Here is a 19,175-nt window from a genome sequence, read left to right on the forward strand (position 1 = left end):
CCCTGGTCCTAGTCCACCTTGACGACCGGCTCGACCCCCAGCGCCTCGGCCAGGGACTTGAAGCGGGCGTCCGCGACCTCGCCCATCAGCGCCGTGCCGGTCCGCGTCAGGCGCAGTTCCAGCACCTTGCGCTTGCGGTTGAACTTCAGCGTCCCCGCCTCGGACGGGTCGCGGACCGAGAACATGGCCCCGAACCGCATGGCCTTGCCCAGAACCTCGGCATCGCGGATCTCGTCGTCGCTGAGCAGCTTGAACAGCGGCGCCATCGCCGAATTGCCGCGGCTGTTCTTGTAGCGGTGCAGCAGCGACAGGCCCAGGAAAACCCGCTCGGGATGGGACAGCGCCGCCATGTTCGCCCGCGTGACATTGTCGAAACAGGCATCGGCGCGATAGTCGGGATGCGTGCGCCAGGTGGTGTCGTGCAGCAGGCAGGCGGCCCGGATCAGCCGGTCGCGCTGCGGGGGCGCGTCCTTGAAGATGGGCTCCAGGAACTGGTACAGCCGCTTGCCGAACCCCGGCATCCGCGCCATCTGGCGTTCCGAAAACCGCGCCGCCTCAAGCAGCGGGTCGCGCGAACGCAGGCTTTCGGGCATCTGTTCGTAAAGCAGCCCCTCGCGGATGCCATAGGAGGACACGGCCAGCGATTTCGGCTCGAGGCTGATGACCAGTTGGCGCAGCACCTGGCTTGCCAGCGGCACCAGTTCCATCCGGCTGGCCGAGATGCCAAGCTTGCTGCGCATGTCGGACAGGTTCTGGTTGCCGATCCACTTGACGGTCGCCAGCACGTCGTCGGTGGACATGCGGTATTCGTGCAGCACCGTCATCGGATAGTCCGCGCGTTCCATGTCAAGCCGGGCGATGGCGCGCCAAGACCCGCCGACCAGATAGATCTGCTCGTGCCCTCGGCCCAGCTTTTTCGCCGCATCCTCAAGGATCTTCTGGATATGGTCGCGCAGGCCGTCGCTGCCGCCCTTGACCTGCTGCAGGCGGAACGGGCCGAGCGGCGTGGAGATGCGCCGCCCGACCTTGCCCTTGTCCACCTCGGCCAGTTCCATCGAGTTGCCGCCGATGTCGCAGACCAGTCCCCTGGCCTCGGGCCAGCCCAGCAGCACGCCCTGGGCCGACAGGCGCGCCTCTTCCTCGCCATCGATGACCCACAGCTTCAGGCCGGTTTCCTTTTCGACCGCCCGGCGAAAGGCGGGGCCGTCCTCGGCCTCGCGCACGGCGGCGGTGGCCACGCAGGTCAGGGGCTTGATGCCCATGCCCTCGGCCAGCGCGGCAAAGCGCTTCAGCGCCGACATGCCGCGCACGACGCCCTCGGGGTTCAACCGGCCGGTGGTCGCCAGCCCCTGCCCCAGTCCCGCCATGACCTTTTCGTTGTAGAAATAGGCGGGCGAGCGCGCCGCGCCGTCGAAGACGACCATCCGGATCGAGTTCGAGCCCACGTCGACCACGCCCACCCGGCTGAGCGCGCGTTCCGAGGCGCGCTCGAACAGCGATCGTCCAAAGGGCTCGATGGTTTCCCCGCTTGCGGTCACAACACCGTTCATCGGTTTCCTCTCGGTTCCGTTACCACCTGAACGATGGCAAGCGATGCATGGTTCATTAACTTTTGTTCGTCAATCCGCCGAATGGGTCAGAGCCGGCACGTCGCGCGCCCCCTTGGTCCCCCTTCCGGACAAAGACGGGTTTTCCATGAAGAACTTGTGACAGTTGAACAAATCGTCCTTGCCGGCGGGCAGATAACGCAGATAGCGGCCGTCGGGCTGCAGCAGCCAGCTTTGCGCCTCGTCCCCCAGGTTCGCGGCCATGATCTGGCTGGTGATCTGGGCCTTGACGGTTTCGTTCATGCATTCGACCAGCGCCTCGACCCGGCGGTTCAGGTTGCGGCCCATCCAGTCGGCGGAGCTGATGAAGACGCGCGCCTTCTTGGACGGCAGGCCGTGGCCGTTGCCGAAACAGACGATGCGGGAATGTTCCAGGAAGCGGCCGACGATGGACTTGACGCGGATGTTTTCCGACAGGCCGGCGATGCCCGGGCGCAGGCCGCAGATGCCGCGGATGACCAGGCTGATGCGCACGCCGGCGTTGCTGGCATCGTAAAGCGCCTCGATCACCTCCTTGTCGATCAGGCTGTTCATCTTGGCCCAGATCTCGGCCGGGCGGCCGCGGCGGGCATATTCCGCCTCGCGCCCGATCAGGTCGATCAGCCGCTCTTTCAGGTCGATGGGCGAGATCGCCAGGTTCTCAAGCCCCTCGGGCTGGACATAGCCGGACAGGAAATTGAACACCTTGGCCGCATCGCGCCCCAGCGCGGGATCGCAGGTGAACAGCGACAGGTCGGTGTAGATGCGCGCGGTGATCGGGTGATAGTTGCCGGTGCCGAAATGGGTATAGGTGACAAGCTGCTCGCCCTCGCGCCGCACCACGGCGCTGATCTTGGCGTGGGTCTTGTACTGCATGAAGCCATAGACCACATGCGCCCCCGCCCGCTCCAGCCGGCGGGACTGGCGGATGTTCGCGGCCTCGTCGAAGCGGGCCTTCAGCTCGACCAGGGCCGTCACCGACTTGCCCGATTCCGCCGCCTCGCACAGCGCGTCCACGATGGGGCTGTCGCGCGAGGTGCGGTAAAGCGTCTGCTTGATCGCGACCACGTTCGGATCGGCGGCGGCCTGGGCCAGAAAGCGCGTCACCATCTCGAAGGTCTCGTAGGGGTGGTGCAGCAGCATGTCCTTTTGCCGGATCGCCGCGAACATGTCGCCGTCGTGGTCCTGCACGCGCTCGGGCACGCGCGGGGTAAAGGACGGCCATTGCAGGTCGCGGCGGCTGTCCAGCACCAGTTCGCTCAGGTCGGCCATGCCCAGCAGGCCCTCGACCTCGACCACCTCCTCGGGGGTGACGGCCAGTTCCTGCATGATCAGCTTGCGCAGCCGATCGGGCGCGCCGGAGGTGATCTTCAGCCGGATGACGCTGCCGCGGCGGCGGCGCTTCAGTGCGGTCTCGAACTCGCGCACCAGGTCCTCGGCCTCTTCCTCGACCTCGAGGTCGCTATCGCGCAGCACGCGGAAGGCGCAATGGCCGATGTCGCGATAGCCGGGAAACAGGCTGGGCAGGTGCATCAGCAGCACTTCCTCAAGCCGGACGAAGCGCTTGCCGCCCGGCAGGGTGATGAAGCGCGCGATCTGCTGGGGGATCGGCAGCAGGGCCTGCATCTGGCGCCCGTCGCCTTCGCGCGCCAGTTCCACGGCCAGCGAAAAGCCCAGGTTCGGGATGAAGGGGAACGGGTGCGCCGGGTCTATCGCCAGGGGCGAGACCACGGGGAACACCTGGTCCATGAAGTAGCGGCGCAGGAATTCCTCTTCGCTGCGGGTCATGGCGCTGCGCGACAGGATGGTGATGTCGGCCAGCTCCATCTCGCGCCGCAACCCGTTCCAGACCGCCTGCTGCGCCCCCATCAGGCGGCGGGCGTCGGCGTTGACCAGGGTCAGCTGTTCCGAGGCGGTCAGCCCGTCGTCGGAGAGCGTCGTGTTTCCTTCGCGCACCAGCTCGCGCAGGCCCGCCACCCGGACGGTATAGAATTCATCCAGATTCGTCGCCGAGATCGCCAGGAAGCGCAACCGCTCCAGCAGCGGCACGCGGGGGTTTCGCGCCTCGTCCAGAACGCGCCAGTTGAAGCTGAGCCAGCTGATCTCGCGGTTGAAGAAGCGGGCCGGACCCTGGGGCGTGCCCTCGGGCAGTTGCTTGGGCGGCAGGTAGGGGGTGCGAAGATAGTCGGCCTGGGTCATGGTGCCTCGTGCGATGAGGGGGCAGAGGATGGCTCGGACGGCGCAAGCTTGTCCAGAAGCTCGGCCGCCAGCCGGCGGGTCACGGGACGGCGGTCGGCCAGGGACTTGCGGTCGATGGCGGCCACCAGATGGCGGGCAAGGCCAAGGTCGCGCTCCATCCGCAGGGCCAGCCAGTCGACCACGTCGGGCGCGACCTGGATCTGGCGGTCGGCGAACAGCTTGACCAGCACGGCGGGCAAAAGCGCGTCGTCGGGCGGGCCCAGCACCGCCTGGGCGGCCGATTCCAGCCGCGACAGCAGGTCGGGCAGGACGATCCCCCAGTCGCGCGGCGCGGTGCGGCCGGTGATCAGCAGCAGGACCTGGCGCGCGCCGGCCAGGTTCCACAGGTGGAACAGCGCATCCTCGGCCTCGGTGATCCCGGCGATCTCATGCGCGTTCTCGACCGCAAGCGCGCCGCCCCAGGGCAGCAGCGCATCCACGTCCCCGGGCGAGATGGTCGCGGCGCGCAGGACCTGGGCGCCGTTCTCCTCGGCCCAGAAGCGCGCAAGGTGCGATTTGCCCGAACCCGGCCCCCCGATCAGCAACAGCCGCCCCCCGGGCCAGGCGGCGGGCCGGTCCAGCATGGCCAGCGCGTCGCGGTTGGCGGCGGTGGTCAGGAAATCGTCCCGCGACAGGGCGGGCGGGATCGTCAGGTCCAGGGCAAGCTGGCGGGCCAAGGATCAGCCGTCCTTCTTCTGCTTCTCGCGCTGGCGGTCCTCCTCGTCGGCCCGGCGCGCCTCGATGTGAAGCTGCACCGGCGAGGGCGGGCCCTCGGGGGCGTGCCGCGGCTCTTTCTGCTTGCGGGCGCGGTCCTGGCGGTCCTCGACCAGTTCGGCCAGCTCCTCCTGCCGCTGGATCTCGGCTACGCGCACGTCATGGGACAGCTGCGCCAGGCGGCGCAGGTTCGCGACCGTGCCGCGCGGCACCAGTTCGATCAGCATGGGCGGCGCGGGCGGGGCCGGCACCTCGCGCCCGGTGTAAAGCGCGCTTTCCTTGTAGCGCCCGACGGCATAGCGCACCAGAACGCCCAGGGCCGCCGCGATGGGCACCGCGACCAGAAGGCCGACAAAGCCGAACATGGTGCCGAAAACGGTCAGGGCCAGCATCAGCCAGACCGGATGCACCCCGACCGAGCCGCCGACGATCTTGGGTTGCAGGAAGTTGCCCTCGATGAACTGGCCGGCGGCGAAGATCGCGACCACCGCCCCGATCCAGACCGGCTCGCCCCAGAAGCTGAACAGCGCGACCCCGATGGCCGTCGCGCCCCCGATCAGCACGCCGACATAGGGAATGAACGACAGCGAGGCCGCAAGCGCCCCGATCGCCACGCCAAAGGGCAGCCCGACCAGCCCCAGCCCGACCGAATAGAACGTCCCCAGGATCAGGATCACCAGCCCCTGCCCGCGCACGAAGCCCGACAGCGCCCGGTCGATGTCGCGGGCCAGGCCCCGGATCGTGTCGGCATGTTCGCGCGGCAGAAGCTCGTCCAGCCGGGCGACCATGCTGTCCCAGTCCAGCAGCAGATAGAAGGCAACGACCGGCACGATCACCACCAGCGCCAGCAGGCTGAACACCCCCATGACCGAGCCGAGCACCGTCGAGACGACCTGCATCCCGCTTTCGCTGACCCGCTGGCCGACATTGGTCAGGGCGGTGTTGACGGTGCTGCCTTCGGCAAAGACCTGGGGAAAGCGGTTCATCAGGAACTGCTGCAGCTGCTCGGCCATCTGCGGGGCGGTATTGACCAGCTGCGTGGTCTGGCGGACCAGCACCGGAACCAGCATCAGCACCACCGCGACCATGATCAGCACGCCCACGAGCGTAATGACCACCACCGCCAGCGTGCGCGACAACCCCAGGCGTTCCAGCCGGTCGGCCACCGGGTCCAGCAGGTAGGCCACCGCCGCCCCCAGGATGAAGGGCATCATCTGATTTCCCAGCGCCCATAGCGCCAGCAGCAGGACGGCCAGCGCCCCGCCCCAATACCAGACCTGTTTCTGTGCCGGGAGCCTCATGCGCCTCTCCTGATGTTCGCGCGTCGCGACCTATTTGGACGGTTGCGGCCCCCTATGCAAGGAAGCCCGTTGCCCCCCTGAACGCTCTGCGCTAACTCGCTTAGGCCCATCAGGAAGGATTCCGCCATGCGTCTGTCGCGCTATTTCATGCCCGTCCTCAAGGAAGACCCGAAAGAGGCGCAGATCGTCAGCCACCGGCTGATGCTGCGCGCCGGCATGATCAAGCAGCAGGCAGCGGGCATCTATTCCTGGCTGCCGATGGGGTTCAAGGTGCTGAACCACATCAGCCGCAAGGCCGCGACAACCCTCCTGCATAGCCCGCGCACAGCCGCCGCAACCGGCCGACCTTTCAATGTGGTCGTATGACGATTCGGCGAAGAGATGCTGCGCATCAAGGACCGCCACAAGCGCGACCTGCTTTACGGGCCCACGAATGAGGAGATGATCACCGACATCTTCCGCAGCCATGTGTCCTCCTACAAGGACCTGCCGCTGACCCTGTATCATATCCAGTGGAAGTTCCGCGACGAGATCCGGCCCCGCTTCGGCGTCATGCGCGGGCGCGAGTTCCTGATGAAGGACGGCTACAACTTCGATCTGACCAAGGAAGACGCGCTGCACGCCTACAACCGGCACCTGGTCAGCTATCTGCGGACCTATGAGCGCATGGGCCTGCAGGCGATCCCGATGCGCGCCGACGGCGGGCCCATCGGCGGCGACTATACCCACGAATTCCTGGTGCTGGCCGAGACGGGCGAATCGGAGGTCTTCTACGACAGCCAGATCACCGACCTGAAGTTCGGCGACCGCGCCATCGACTATGACAGCGTCGAACAGTGCCAGGCGGTGCTCGAGGAATTCACCAGCCGCTATGCCCGCACCGACGAGACCCATGACGAGGCGCTGTTCAACCAGATCCCCGAGGAACGCCGCCGCACCGCGCGCGGCATCGAGGTCGGCCAGATCTTCTATTTCGGGACCAAGTATTCCGAGCCGATGGGCGCCACCGTGGTCGGCCCCGACGGGGCCCGCGTGCCGGTCCACATGGGCAGCCACGGCATCGGCGTCAGCCGCCTTCTGGGCGCCATCATCGAGGCCAGCCACGACGACAAGGGCATCATCTGGCCAGAAGGGGTGACGCCCTTCCACGCCGGCATCGTGAACCTGAAGCAGGGCGACGCCTCGACCGACAGCGCCTGCGAGGCGCTTTACGCCGAGCTGAAGGCCCAGGGGCTGGACCCGCTTTACGACGACCGCGACGAGCGCGCCGGGGCCAAGTTCGCCACCATGGACCTGATCGGGCTGCCCTGGCGCATCACCGTGGGCCCGCGGGGCCTGGCCGCGAACAAGGTGGAACTGACCTCGCGCCGCACGGGCGAATCGGTCGAGATGTCGCCTCAGGACGCCGTCGCCCGCCTGACCGAGGTCTATCGCCCGGTGCTTCGGGCCGGCCTTTAGATCGCGGGCTTGCGCAAGGGGCCGACCGGCACGCAGATCAGGTCGATCTCGGCATTGCGGATCATCTCGGCGCTGGTCGATCCCAGGATCAGCCGGCGCAGCGCGCCCTGTCCGCGCGCCCCGGTCACGAGCAGGTCGAACCGATCCTCGCGCTGCATCGCGCCAGGGCCGTGGGCGCCGCGCCGTGGCGCAGGGCATAGTGCAGATGGCCCGCCGCCTTCAGCGCCGGCCGCAAACGGCGACGCAGACGCAGCTCCAGATGGGCCATCGCCTCATTGTCCAGCCGTTGCAGCGAGACCGAGCTTAGCCCCCCGGTCCGCAGCGTCGGCGGGCTGGGCAGGTGCGTGGCGTGCAGGACGGTCACATCCGCGCCCCGGACCAGGCCCAGCCGGTCCAGCGCGCAGGCGACCGGCAAGGCGCTGCGGTCCTCGGCCAAAGCCAGCAGGATGCGGTGCCAGGGGCAGTCGGCCGGGTGGCGGACCACGGCGACCGGGCAGGCCGCGGCGGTCAGCACCCGCTCGGCCGTGGTGCCCGCGAGGCCCTGCAGAAAGCGGCGCGGCCGGGGCACGCCCATCAGGATCAGCGCCGCGCCGGTTTCCCGGGCCAGACGCAGGATCGTCTCGTCCGGATCGCCGGGCAGGGTCAGGCAGCGCAGCGCGACGCCCGCAGGGACCACGCGGGCAGCCTGGGCGCGCAGGCGATCCTCGGCCTCGGCACTGGCGGGCCCGGCCTCGTCGATGACGTGCAGCAGGGTGATCCGGGCGTCGTCGTCCCCCCGCGCCAGCGCCGCTGCCCGGGCCAGGGCGTGATCGGACCGGCCGGAAAGATCGCTTGCCACCAGATAGTTGCGCATTCCACCTCTCGCTTTCGGGCCAGCCTAGCCCGGTTTCCCCGGCACCGAAAGCCACCTGCCTTTTCGGCAGATGGACAGGCCCATGGCCGGCAAGGGATGATCCATCCGATTCGGACATGGGGCATCATGCACAAGATGGTGGTAAGGCTGGCGCTGCTGGCGCTGGTCCTGGGGGTCGCCGGACTCTGGACCTTTCGCCTTTGGCCGGCGCCGCCGCGTCCGGCGCAGGTGGTGCCCACGATCGAGATCGCGCGCGGCAGTGCCGGCGGCGGCGTGGCCATCGAGCTTGTGCCCCCGGCCGAGGGGCTGGCCGTGGGGCCGATACTGGTGACGGGCCGCGCCTCGGCCGGGGCCAAGGGGGCCCTGATGCAGGAATGGCCCGGCTTTCACGTCGAGGCGCGCTTTTCCGGAACCGAGATCCGGGTCCGGTTCCAGGATGCCAGCAACCGCTGGCGGGTTCTGGTGGACGAGGGCCGGACCGCGCGCATCGACCTGTCGCGGCCCGGCGCCCAGGATCTGCGCCTGCGCGGCCTGAGCGACGGCGAACACCGGCTGCGGGTGGAAAAGACCAGCGAAAGCTCGATGCCCGCCAGTTTCGGCGGCGTCCTGGCGGGACCGGGCACCCGTGGCCTGCCCGCGCCCGAGCCGCGCGCGCGACTGATCGAGTTCATCGGCGATTCCGACACCGTGGGCTTTGCCAATGGGGCCGAATGGCGCGACTGCACCGAAGGCGAGGTGTTCTCCTCGACCGACACCACGCGCAGCTTCGGGCCCCAGGTCGCGCAGGTGCTGGGTGCGGATTACCGCATCATCGCGCGTTCGGGGATCGGGCTCTTGCGCAACTATGGCGGCGCCAAGCCCGGGGCGACCATGGCCAGCCGCTATGGCCTGGCCCTGCCCAGCGAGCCGGCCGCGACGCGGCTGCCGCAGAAACCCGCCGACATCGTGGTGACGGGGCTGGGATCGAACGATTTCGGATCGGATTTCGACCCGTCCGAACCCTGGACAGACCAGCAGGCGCTCAGCCGCGATTTCCAGGCCGCGCTGGTCCGCTTCCTGCGCGAACGTGTGCGGGAAAACCCGGGCGCGCTGCAGGTCCTGCTGGCCTTCGGCGAATACGGCGCGCCGCTGGTGTCGCCCTACAGCGCCGCCCTGGACAGCCTCAAGGCCGACGGTGCCCGCGCCGTGCTGGTGCTGCTGCCGAAGCTTGATCGGACGGCCTGTTTCTGGCATCCTTCGGCCGACGATCATGCCATGATCCGTGACCAGATCCTGGCCGCCATTCTGGCCGCTGGCGAATCCTAGACCGCCGGCTGCCCTGTTTTCCGAAGTTTCTCGTTAATCGGTTCTATCTGGTGCCTCGCCGATGATTTCCCTGCGTCCCCTGACCTATCGCATCGGCCTGCTGCTTGGCCTGGGTCAACCCGAGCTTGCCGCCGCAGCCGAAGAGCAATGGCAGATCGCCCCGGCCGAGTTTCGCCGCGTGCCGCCCGTCATCATCCTGCCCGGCCAGGCCGAGCGCGTCACCCGGGCCGAGTTCACCACCCTGCCCCTGCTGATGCAGTCGCTGCACGGCGATCCGGCCGAGCCGATCGGGCCCACGACCGCTTACCGCCTGGCGGATGTCGATATCGTGGACGGCGTCGTCTATTCCCACGGCTACACGCTGCACCTGCGCCAGCGCCGGCACCGCATGTCGCTGGGCCATCTGGAATCCATCCCGGCCGGGGCGGCCTATGAAAGCTGGGTCGGCAACCGCTGGTTCGGCAACTGGCTGCTGGACGATTGCCTGACCTATCGGCTGGCCGAACAGGCGGGCACGCCGGTCACCACCATGCCGCCGCGCGGGGGCCATGTGCCCGACTACGAATTCAGGCTGGGCATGCACCCGCGCCGCATCACTGATGCCCATTTCGACGAACTGGTGGTGTTCGACGACCACGCCAACAACACCAACCGCCTGGCGCGCGCGCAGGACATGCGGTCCCGCCTGACGCGGCATGTGACGCCGGAACCCCGTCAGGGCGTCTTTCTGATGCGGGGCCAGTCGGGCGACCGGCGCCTGCTGGAAAACGAGGCCGAGATCGCCCGGCGCCTGGGGACGACTACGGCTTTCGCATCATCTTCCCGGAGGATCACAGCGTAGACGCGCTGATGGCCGCCTGCGCCAATGCCAGCGTTGTCGCCGGCGTCGATGGAAGCCAACTGAACCACGGCATCGCCGCCATGCCGCCGGGCGGCACGCTGCTGACGCTGCAGCCTCCGGATCGCGCCACGACCGCCATGAAGCTTCTGACGGACCGCTGGCAGCAGAGGTTCGCCATGGTCGTGGGCCGGGGTAGGCCGAATCCTTTCGCATCGACTGGGGCGAGCGTGGTCGCGACGCTGGAGCTTGTCCAAGCGGAAAATGCTGCAAACCCGTCCTAAACGGCAGGTTGAATTTTTCGCGAGCGGACGGAATGATATGATCAGAAACGGATTCATTGACGTTCTGAGTGTTTGGTATGAGCTTGCTTGAGGTTATCCGGGGGGATTACATCCGCCACGGTCGTTCCCTGACAGAAGCCGCCTTTGTTTCGCTGCTGATCTATCGGTGGGGGCATTATGCACTGGGCGTGCGCAATCCCTTGGGCCGCTGGCTGGCCAACAAGGTCTATGGCTTTTTCAAGGTGGTCGTCCTGAACGTCACCAAGGTCTGGATTCCGCCGGGGGTCAAGCTCGGCAAGGATTTCCACATCATCCATGCCGAGGGCTCGCTGTCCATCCATCCCGACGTGGTGATCGGCGACCGTTGCGGGGTCATGCACAATGTCACCGTCGGCACGAACATGCGGGGCGGTCGCCGGTCATCGGCGACGATGTCTTCATCGGCGTGAACTCGACCGTGCTGGGACCGATCAGGATAGGCGACCGGGTGCGCATCGCGGCGAACACCGCCGTCACCACCAATGTTCCGCCGGATTCGGTGGTCGTCGGCTCTCCGGCGCGGATCTATCCCAGCCTGCCGATTTTTGCCCAGAAGAAAAAGGCCCAGGAATGACCAAGGACTTCGACCGCAGCATGTGGCGCCTGCTGGCCGACAACCTTGCGCATCGCGCGAACAAGGTGGCCGCGGTGGATGCCGGCCGCAGCGCAACCTATGCCGAACTGGCGGCGCAGGCGGGCCGGGTCTGCGACTGGCTGCGCGACCGCGGCATCGTCCCGGGCGACCGGGTGATCGTCCACCTGCGCAAGGGCATCGACGAGGTGGCCGCCATGCTGGGCGCCTGGAAGGCCGGCGCCGTGGTGGTCAATGTCAACAGCCACTGGACCGCGCAGCAACTGGCTTATGTGGCGCGCGACTGCCGGGCGCGGGCCGTGATCCTGCCGCCGGGCGCGCTGCGGGGCCTTGCGGGCGACAACGCGCTGCCGTCGGGCACCGCCTTTCTGGTACAGGGCAAGGCCGAGGGCCTGGCCCAGGGCGCAGACCCCTGGACGGCGCTTCCCGCCGACAGCGGCTCTGCGCCCGACGAAGCCGACCCGCAGGGGCTGGCGATGATCATCTATACCTCGGGCACGACGGGCTCGCCCAAGGGCGTGACGCTCAGCCACCGCAACATCCGCGTGGGCGCGATCTCGGTCGCGGACTACCTGCGGCTGGCCGAGGATGACCGGCTGCTGTCGGTGCTGCCCTACAGCTTCGACGCCGGGCTGAACCAGCTGACCACCATGCTGCTGACCGGCGGCACCATCGTCCACCAGCCCCTGACCATGCCGGCCGAGATCGTGCGCATGGCCGCGGCCGAGGCCGTGACCGGCATCGCCGGCGTGCCGCCGCTGTGGAACCAGATCGTGCGCCTGCTGGACGAATGCCCGATGCCCCTGCCCAGCCTGCGCCGCATCACCAACACCGGCGGCAAGATCCCCCCGAACATCCTGGAACTGCTGCCCAAGGTGTTTCCCGGCGTCGACATCTACCTGATGTACGGGTTGACCGAGGCGTTCCGCTCGACCTACCTGCCGCCCGAGCGCTTCGCGCAGAAGATGGGCTCGATCGGGCGACAGATTCCGAACGCCCAGGTCTTTGCGATCAAGCACGGGGTCGGCATCGCCGGGCCCGGCGAACAGGGCGAACTGGTCCATGCCGGACCGCTGGTCAGCATGGGATACTGGGAAAAGCCCGAGGTGACGGCCGAAAAGATCCGCCCCTGCCCCGAGCTTGCGTCCGTGATCGGCGACGCGCCCGTGGTCTGGTCCGGCGATCTGGTCCGCGTGGACGAGGATGGCGACCTGTGGTTCGTCAGCCGCATGGACGAGATGATCAAGACCCTGGGCTTTCGCCTGTCCCCCACCGAGGTCGAGGACGCGCTGTCCCAAAGCGGGCTGGTCACGGACGTGGTGGCCTATGGGGTCGAGGATGCGGACCGGGGCCAGGCCGTTCATGTTTCGGTCAGCTTTCTGCCCGATGCCGACCCGGCCGCGCTGATTGCGCATTGTGCAAGGACCATGCCCCATTATATGCGACCCCAGCATGTCCACGCCTGGCAAGGCGCCATGCCCCGGACGGCCAGCGGCAAGCTGGACCGCCCCGCGATCATCTCGGCCGCCAAGGCCGCAACCGTCTGACAAATCATAGGGGCAAGCAGCATGAGCCTGAGCCGGGATCAAGTGATCGACCATCTGCACCGGGAACTGAACATCGAGGACCCGATCGACGGGGAAACCGAGCTTTTCTCCAGCGGGCTGCTGGACTCGGTGTCGATGGTCGGCCTGATCACATTCATCGAGGAACAGACCGGGTCCACCATCGCCCCCGGCGACGTGACGCTGGAAAATTTCGACACCGTGGACCGGATCGTGGCCTATGTCGCCAGCCTTGGCTGATCCCGACCGCCATCTGGCCGCGGCCGCCGACCGTTTCGGCACGCCCGCCTATGTCTATTTCACCGATGTGATCGAGACGCGGCTGGCCGGGCTGCGCGCCGCCCTGGGCCGCTGGTTCGCGGTCAGCTATGCCGTGAAAAGCAACCCGAACCCCGCCCTGCTGGACTGGATGCGGGACCGGCTGGATTACCTGGACATCTCGTCGGGCGGGGAATTCGGCCTGGCACGGCAGGCGGGCTGGGATCCGGCGCTGGTCAGCTTCACCGGCCCCGCCAAGCGCGAGGCCGAGCTGACGCACCGTCATCCAGGCGGGTCTGGGCGAACTGGTCGTCGAAAGCCTGCGCGAGGCGCGGCTTGCCGATGCCATCGCGGCCAACTGGGGCTGGTCCAGCCCATCCTGATCCGCATCGCCCCCGACCGCGTGCCCAAGGGCTTTGGCGATCAGATGGCGGGCCGGCCCAGCCCCTTCGGCATCGACATCGAGGACGCGGCCGAGATCCTGCCCCGGATCGCCGCCCTTCCCCATCTGCGCATCGCGGGCCTGCACATCTACTCGGGCACGCAAAGCCTGAAGCCGCAGGCGATTTGCGAAAACTGGTCCATTTTCATGGCCGTCTTCGCAGAGCTTTGCGACGCGATGGGGCTTTCACCCGAAAAGCTGGTCTTCGGCTCTGGGCTGGGGATCCCCTATCACCCAGGCGATGCCGCGCTGGACCTTGAGCAGATCGCGGCCGAGATCGGGCCCGAACTGGACGGGTTCCAGGCCCGTTTCCCGTCCACGCGGCTGATCCTGGAACTGGGACGCTATCTGGTCGGACCGGCGGGCTATTTCGTGACCCGCGTGGTCTCGGTCAAGCAATCCCGCGGCAGCCGCATCGCGATCTGCGACGGCGGGCTGAACGGGAACCTGGCGGCCTCGGGCAATTTCGGCATGGTGCTGCGGCGGAACTATGTCATGCACCGCGTCGGCGACCCCGGTGACCGCGCCGAGGAAAAGCAGGACATCTCGGGGCCGCTCTGCACCTCGATCGACAAGCTCGGCGGCGGGGTCCTGCTGCCGCGGCTGGACGAAGGCGACCTGCTGGCGATCCATGCGGGGGGCGCGTATGGACCGACGGCCAGTCCGCTGCATTTCATCAGCCATCCCCTGCCGGCCGAGGTGCTGGTGACCGGCGGGCAGCTGCGCGACGTGACCCGCATCCGGGGCTGACCGGGCCCGACCGGCGGCGGGGTCGCGGGTGGCGACGCCGGTGCCTCCGGCGGGGATATTTGAACACGAAGGACGCCAGGGGGCCGCGCCATCCGGCCGATGGTGTGCGGTACGGCGCGCGCGGCCGATGGCGTGATAAAATAATTGTAGGTCGGTGCAGAAACACGTCTTTTTCGTGCCGCTCGCGGTTGTCATTTCCCGGTCCTCGCCTCTATGGTGGGGCGTAATCCAGAACTGGCGAAGGATCCGATGGTCGAACAGAACCTGTTGCTCTTGCTTGTTCTGACACCATTCGTTTCGGCGGCGCTTGCCGCCACGCTTCCCGTAGGATCACGCAACGCCGAGACCTGGCTGGCCGGGCTGACCATGGTCATCGCGCTGGCGATCCTGGCCGTGCTTTTCCCGGCGGTGGCCGAGGGCGGGCGGATCATCGGCACCTTCGACTGGGCCAGCAGCATCGGGCTGGACCTGACCTTCCGCATCGACGGATTTGCCTGGCTGTTCATGGTGCTGGTCGCGGGAATCGGGCTGCTGGTGATCCTTTACGCGCGTTACTACATGGCGCCCGAGGACCCGGTGCCGCGGCTTTATTCCTGCCTGCTGGCCTTTGCGGGGGCGATGTCGGGGCTGGTCCTGTCGGGCAACATCATCGTGCTGGTGGTCTTCTGGGAGTTGACCAGCATCGTGTCCTTCCTGCTGATCGGCTACTGGTTCCAGCGCCAGGACGCGCGCGACGGCGCCAAGATGGCGCTGGTGGTGACGGCGACCGGCGGGCTGTGCCTGATGGTCGCGATGATCCTGATCGGGCAGATCGTCGGCAGCTACCAGCTGGATGACGTGCTGGCGGCGGGCGGGCGGATCACCAGCCATCCGCTTTATCCGGTGGTGCTGGGCCTGTTCCTGCTGGGGGCCTTTACCAAATCGGCGCAGTTCCCGTTCCACTTCTGGTTGCCGAATGCGATGGCCGCGCCGACGCCGGTGTCGTCCTATCTGCATTCGGCGACCATGGTGAAGGCCGGCGTCTTCATCCTGCTGCGGTTCCAGCCTGCCCTGGGCGGGACCGAGCTGTGGTTCCAGGTCGTGACCGGCGCGGGTCTGATCACCCTGCTGCTGGGCGCGCTGGTGGCGCTGTTCAAGCACGATCTCAAGGGCTTGCTGGCCTATTCCACGATCAGCCACCTGGGTCTGATCACGGCCCTGGCGGGGATCGGCACCCCCCTGGCTCTGATCGCCGCGATCTTTCACATCGTGAACCATGCCGTCTTCAAGGCCTCGCTGTTCATGGCCGCCGGCATCATCGACCACGAGACCGGGACCCGCGACATGCGCCGGCTGTCGGGCCTGGCCCGCGCCATGCCGGTGACCGCGACCCTGGCCATCATCGCCTCGGCCGCGATGGCGGGGGTGCCGCTGCTGAACGGGTTCCTGTCCAAGGAGATGTTCTTCGAGGCCACCTATGTCTGGAACAACGGCAGCCCCCTGGACAATGCCGCGCCCTATGTCGCGGTGGTGGCGGGCGCGCTGAGCGCGGCCTATTCGCTGCGCTTCATCGTCACCGTGTTCTTCGGTCCCGAGGCCCGCGACCTGCCGCATGAGCCGCACGAGCCGCCGGTCCTGATGCGCCTGCCGGTCGCGCTGCTGGTCGCCATCTGCCTGGCCGTGGGCATCGCGCCGCAGGCGATGCTGGGCGGCTGGCTGGAAAGCGCGGCCATCGCCATCCTCGGCCCCGAGCTTCCGCATTTCAGCCTGAAGATCTGGCACGGCGTGAACCCCGCCCTGATCATGAGCCTGATCGCCATGACGCTCGGCGGGCTGATCTATCTGCTGCCGCGCCGCTGGATCGACGGCGGCGAGGAAGGCCCCTGGCTGATGCGCGCCCTGAACTTTGGCGCGGCCTTCGACTGGGCGCTGCATATGGTCGGCAAGCGGCTGCCGCAGGCCGGCATGCGCTATGTCTCGGCGCCGGGATTGCAGGCGCAACTGCGGGTGATGGTCCTGATGGGCATGGCCGCCGCCTGGTTCGCCACCGGGCCGCTGGACTGGAACATCCCGTTGCCCGCGATCACCTCGCGCGAGGTGGTGTTCGCCCTTATGTGGCTGATCGGCGGCGCCTGCGCCCTTGGCGCCGCCTGGCAGGCGAAGTACCACCGCTTTGCCGCATTGATCCTGATGGGTGCGGCGGGGCTTGTAACCTGCGCGACCTTCGTCTGGCTATCGGCGCCGGACCTTGCCGTGACCCAGCTGCTGGTCGAGATCGCGACCACCGCGCTTCTGCTGCTGGGCCTGCGCTGGCTGCCCAAGCGCGACGAGGAAATCGTTGGCGACAACAATTTCCGGCCCCGGCTGCGGCGGTTCCGCGACCTGCTGATTGCGCTGGCCTGCGGGCTGGGGATGACCGCGATCGCGCTGGCCGTGCTGCTGACCAAGCCGGGGACCTCGGTCGGCGACTGGTTCCTGCGCCATTCCTATGCCGAAGGCGGCGGAACCAACGTCGTCAACGTGATCCTGGTCGACTTCCGGGCTTTCGACACCTTCGGGGAAATCACCGTTCTCGCCATCGTCGGGCTGACGGTCTATGCGCTGCTGCGCCGCTTCCGCCCCGCCCCCGAAAGCGTCGAGCGGCCGCGTCCCCAGCTCGAGGCCGAGGAGCAGGCGCTGGAGGCCTATCTGTTCGTCCCCGCAGTTCTGATGCAGTGGATGTTCGCCCCCATCATCGCCCTGGCGGCCTATCTGTTCTTCCGCGGCCACGACCTGCCGGGCGGCGGCTTTGCGGCCGGGGTGACGCTGGCCATCGGGCTGCTGCTGCAATATGTCGCAACCAACGTCCGCTGGGTCGAGGCGCGGCTGACGGTCCTGCCCGTGCGCTGGATGGGGACCGGCCTGTGCATCGCGGCGGCCGTGGGCGCGGGCTCCTGGATCTTCGGGATGCCCTTCCTGACCACGCATTACCAGTATCTGGACCTGCCGCTGGTGGGCAAGGTTCCGGCATCGACCGCGATGCTGTTCGACCTGGGGGTGTTCTCGCTGGTGGTGGGGGCGATCGTGCTGATGCTGATCGCCATCGCCCACCAAAGCCTGCGCGTCGCCCCGCGCCCGCGCCAGGCCGACGCTGACGAGGAGAAAGCCTGATGGAACTGATCCTGGCCCTGGCCATCGGCGTACTGACCGGATCGGGCGTGTGGCTGATCCTGCGGCCCCGGTCCTATCAGGTGATCGTGGGGCTGTGCCTGCTGGCCTATGGGGTGAACCTGTTCATCTTCTCGATGGGGCGGCTTTACGTCGGCGCGGCGCCGATCATGCCCAAGGGCGGCTTTGTCGATCCGACGGCCTATGCCGACCCGCTGCCGCAGGCGCTGGTGCTGACCGCCATCGTCATCAGCTTTGCCACCACGGCCCTGTTCCTGGTGGTCATGATCGCGTCGCGCGGCATCACCGGCACCGACCATGTCGACGGGCGGGAGCGCAGCCCATGAATCCCTCTGTCTTGCCCAACCACCTGATCATCGCCCCGATCCTGATCCCGCTGGTCGCTGGGGCGATCATGCTGTTCTACAACGACCGCAACCGCCAGACCAAGCTGGTCATGGGGCTGGTCGCGGTGGGGCTGATGTTCCTGTCATCGGTCGAGCTGATGAGCGACGCCAAGGAACTGGGCGCCGCCGGCGGCGCCATCGTCCAGCTTTACCGCCTGGGCGACTGGCCGGTGCCCATCGGCATCGTGCTGGTGCTGGACCGCCTGTCGGCGATGATGGTCATGCTGACCGCGCTGCTGGCCGCGCCCTCGCTGATCTATGCGGCGGCCGGCTGGCACGGCAAGGGACAGCACTATCACAGCATGTTCCAGTTCCTGCTGGCGGGCGTCAACGGATCGTTCCTGACGGGCGATCTGTTCAACCTGTTCGTGTTCTTCGAGGTCATGCTGGCGGCCAGCTACGGGCTGATGCTGCACGGGTCGGGGGCCGCGCGGGTCAAGGCGGGGCTGCAATACATCGCGGTGAACTTGGCGGCCTCGCTGTTCTTCCTGATCGGGGTGGCGCTGGTCTATGGCACCACCGGCACGCTGAACATGGCCGACATCGGCCGGGCAGTGCGCGAACTGGACGATGTGCCGCGGCTGCTGTTCCACACCGCGGCCGGGTTCCTGGGCATCGCCTTCCTGGTCAAGGCCGCGATCTGGCCGCTGTGCTTCTGGCTGCCGCCGACCTATGCCTCCGCCTCGCCGCCTGCGGCCGCGATCATGGCGATCATGACCAAGGTGGGGATCTATGTGATCCTGCGCCTGTCGCTTCTGATCCTGGGGCCGGATGCGGGCGCCTCGGCGGGCTTCGGCGCGCCGGTCCTGATGATCGGGGGCGTGCTGACCATGACCTTCGGCATGATCGGCATCCTCGGCACGCCCGAACTGGTGCGCAAGGGCGGCTATCTGGCGATCATCTCGTCAGGGACGGTGCTGGCGGCAGTGGGCTTTGCGCAGGCCGGCGGCGGGGCCGCGCTGCTGGGCGGCGCGCTTTACTATCTGATCGGCTCGACCGCCGCCGTCTCGGCGTTTTTCCTGATCGCCGAGCCCGTGTCGCGCGACGACACCGGCTCGGACGAGGGGGCGCCGGACGAACCCGAGCCCCTGGCCGAGCGCTGGGAGTGGACGCCGATGGGCCTCGACACGGTCGAGGACACGACCGCCCCGGCCAGCCAGCGCACCGTGTCCTGGCTGACCATGGCGATCTGCTTTGCCCTGATCGCCGCCATGCTGGCGGGCCTGCCGCCGATGCCGGGCTTCATCGGCAAGTTCGCGATCCTGCGCGGCGCGGTCGACGGCAACATGGCGCTGTCGGGGCACCTGCCCGTGATGCTGTGGATCTATATGGCGGTCCTGATCCTGTCGGGCCTGGGGGCGTTGATCGCGCTGATCCGCTCCGGGTAACCGTTCTCAAGCGAGCCGAGCGCGTATTGCA

17 protein-coding genes and 1 pseudogene are annotated in these 19,175 nt (G+C 67.7%); 12 read left to right on the forward strand and 6 right to left on the reverse strand.

All coding sequences use genetic code 11. From position 1 onward, the window contains the following. Window positions 1-8: 8 nt before the first annotated feature. The 4 genes from DPM13_RS18130 to DPM13_RS18145 form a co-directional block, all read right to left on the reverse strand. Window positions 9-1,550 carry a Ppx/GppA family phosphatase gene (locus DPM13_RS18130; protein ID WP_080622570.1) on the reverse strand — a complete coding sequence of 514 codons (1,542 nt, stop codon included), beginning with the start codon at window positions 1,548-1,550 and terminating at the stop codon, window positions 9-11. Between the two features lie 69 nt (window positions 1,551-1,619). Further along, window positions 1,620-3,785, reverse strand: a complete 2,166-nt coding sequence (locus DPM13_RS18135; RefSeq protein ID WP_112888556.1) for an RNA degradosome polyphosphate kinase — start codon at window positions 3,783-3,785, stop codon at window positions 1,620-1,622. Next, the gene (locus DPM13_RS18140; protein ID WP_099649631.1) at window positions 3,782-4,501 is read right to left on the reverse strand and encodes a P-loop NTPase family protein; all 720 of its coding nucleotides are present in this window, start codon (window positions 4,499-4,501) and stop codon (window positions 3,782-3,784) included. The genes DPM13_RS18135 and DPM13_RS18140 overlap by 4 nt, the downstream gene beginning before the upstream one ends. 3 nt (window positions 4,502-4,504) lie before the next feature. After that, window positions 4,505-5,839, reverse strand: coding sequence for an AI-2E family transporter (locus DPM13_RS18145; protein WP_112888557.1), 1,335 nt, complete (start codon window positions 5,837-5,839; stop codon window positions 4,505-4,507). A gap of 126 nt (window positions 5,840-5,965) precedes the next feature. Here DPM13_RS18145 and proS point away from each other — a divergent pair. Beyond that, a pseudogene (gene proS / locus DPM13_RS18150) lies at window positions 5,966-7,297 on the forward strand (proline--tRNA ligase). Here proS and DPM13_RS18155 read toward each other — a convergent pair. Beyond that, a complete protein-coding gene (locus DPM13_RS18155) occupies window positions 7,294-7,455 on the reverse strand; it encodes a universal stress protein (RefSeq protein WP_112888558.1) in 162 nt (53 codons plus the stop codon). The pseudogene proS and the gene DPM13_RS18155 overlap by 4 nt on opposite strands. After that, window positions 7,422-8,150, reverse strand: coding sequence for a universal stress protein (locus DPM13_RS18160; protein ID WP_112888559.1), 729 nt, complete (start codon window positions 8,148-8,150; stop codon window positions 7,422-7,424). The genes DPM13_RS18155 and DPM13_RS18160 overlap by 34 nt, the downstream gene beginning before the upstream one ends. 96 nt (window positions 8,151-8,246) lie before the next feature. Between DPM13_RS18160 and DPM13_RS18165 the strand changes: the two genes are divergently transcribed. From DPM13_RS18165 to DPM13_RS18210, 11 genes are all read left to right on the forward strand, one after another. Continuing rightward, the gene (locus DPM13_RS18165; protein WP_223252158.1) at window positions 8,247-9,455 is read left to right on the forward strand and encodes an SGNH/GDSL hydrolase family protein; all 1,209 of its coding nucleotides are present in this window, start codon (window positions 8,247-8,249) and stop codon (window positions 9,453-9,455) included. 61 nt (window positions 9,456-9,516) lie between these two features. Further along, window positions 9,517-10,296, forward strand: coding sequence for a glycosyltransferase family 61 protein (locus DPM13_RS18170; protein ID WP_112888560.1), 780 nt, complete (start codon window positions 9,517-9,519; stop codon window positions 10,294-10,296). Between the two features lie 8 nt (window positions 10,297-10,304). Then, a complete protein-coding gene (locus tag DPM13_RS18175) occupies window positions 10,305-10,577 on the forward strand; it encodes a hypothetical protein (protein WP_223252159.1) in 273 nt (90 codons plus the stop codon). 83 nt (window positions 10,578-10,660) lie between these two features. Next, on the forward strand, window positions 10,661-11,026 hold the full coding sequence (locus tag DPM13_RS18180) for an LbetaH domain-containing protein (protein ID WP_262983183.1): 366 nt from the start codon (window positions 10,661-10,663) through the stop codon (window positions 11,024-11,026). An 8-nt stretch (window positions 11,027-11,034) separates the two neighbouring features. Further along, a complete protein-coding gene (locus DPM13_RS25465) occupies window positions 11,035-11,190 on the forward strand; it encodes a hypothetical protein (protein ID WP_262983184.1) in 156 nt (51 codons plus the stop codon). Beyond that, complete coding sequence (locus DPM13_RS18185) at window positions 11,187-12,755, forward strand: AMP-binding protein (protein WP_112888562.1); 1,569 nt, start codon at window positions 11,187-11,189, stop codon at window positions 12,753-12,755. The genes DPM13_RS25465 and DPM13_RS18185 overlap by 4 nt, the downstream gene beginning before the upstream one ends. Window positions 12,756-12,776: 21 nt before the next feature. Then, window positions 12,777-13,013: an acyl carrier protein gene (locus DPM13_RS18190; RefSeq protein ID WP_028719108.1), complete on the forward strand. Its 237-nt coding sequence runs from the start codon at window positions 12,777-12,779 to the stop codon at window positions 13,011-13,013. After that, window positions 12,994-14,223, forward strand: coding sequence for a type III PLP-dependent enzyme (locus DPM13_RS18195; protein WP_223252160.1), 1,230 nt, complete (start codon window positions 12,994-12,996; stop codon window positions 14,221-14,223). The genes DPM13_RS18190 and DPM13_RS18195 overlap by 20 nt, the downstream gene beginning before the upstream one ends. 249 nt (window positions 14,224-14,472) lie before the next feature. After that, window positions 14,473-17,352 carry a monovalent cation/H+ antiporter subunit A gene (locus DPM13_RS18200; protein WP_112888815.1) on the forward strand — a complete coding sequence of 960 codons (2,880 nt, stop codon included), beginning with the start codon at window positions 14,473-14,475 and terminating at the stop codon, window positions 17,350-17,352. Then, a complete protein-coding gene (locus DPM13_RS18205; RefSeq protein ID WP_028719111.1) occupies window positions 17,352-17,696 on the forward strand; it encodes a Na+/H+ antiporter subunit C in 345 nt (114 codons plus the stop codon). The genes DPM13_RS18200 and DPM13_RS18205 overlap by 1 nt, the downstream gene beginning before the upstream one ends. Beyond that, entirely contained in the window at window positions 17,693-19,144 is a 1,452-nt protein-coding gene (locus tag DPM13_RS18210) for a monovalent cation/H+ antiporter subunit D (protein WP_223252161.1), read from the forward strand. The genes DPM13_RS18205 and DPM13_RS18210 overlap by 4 nt, the downstream gene beginning before the upstream one ends. The last annotated feature ends 31 nt before the right edge of the window (window positions 19,145-19,175 follow it).

Origin of the sequence: Paracoccus mutanolyticus (assembly GCF_003285265.1) — a bacterium.
Classification (GTDB): domain Bacteria; phylum Pseudomonadota; class Alphaproteobacteria; order Rhodobacterales; family Rhodobacteraceae; genus Paracoccus; species Paracoccus yeei.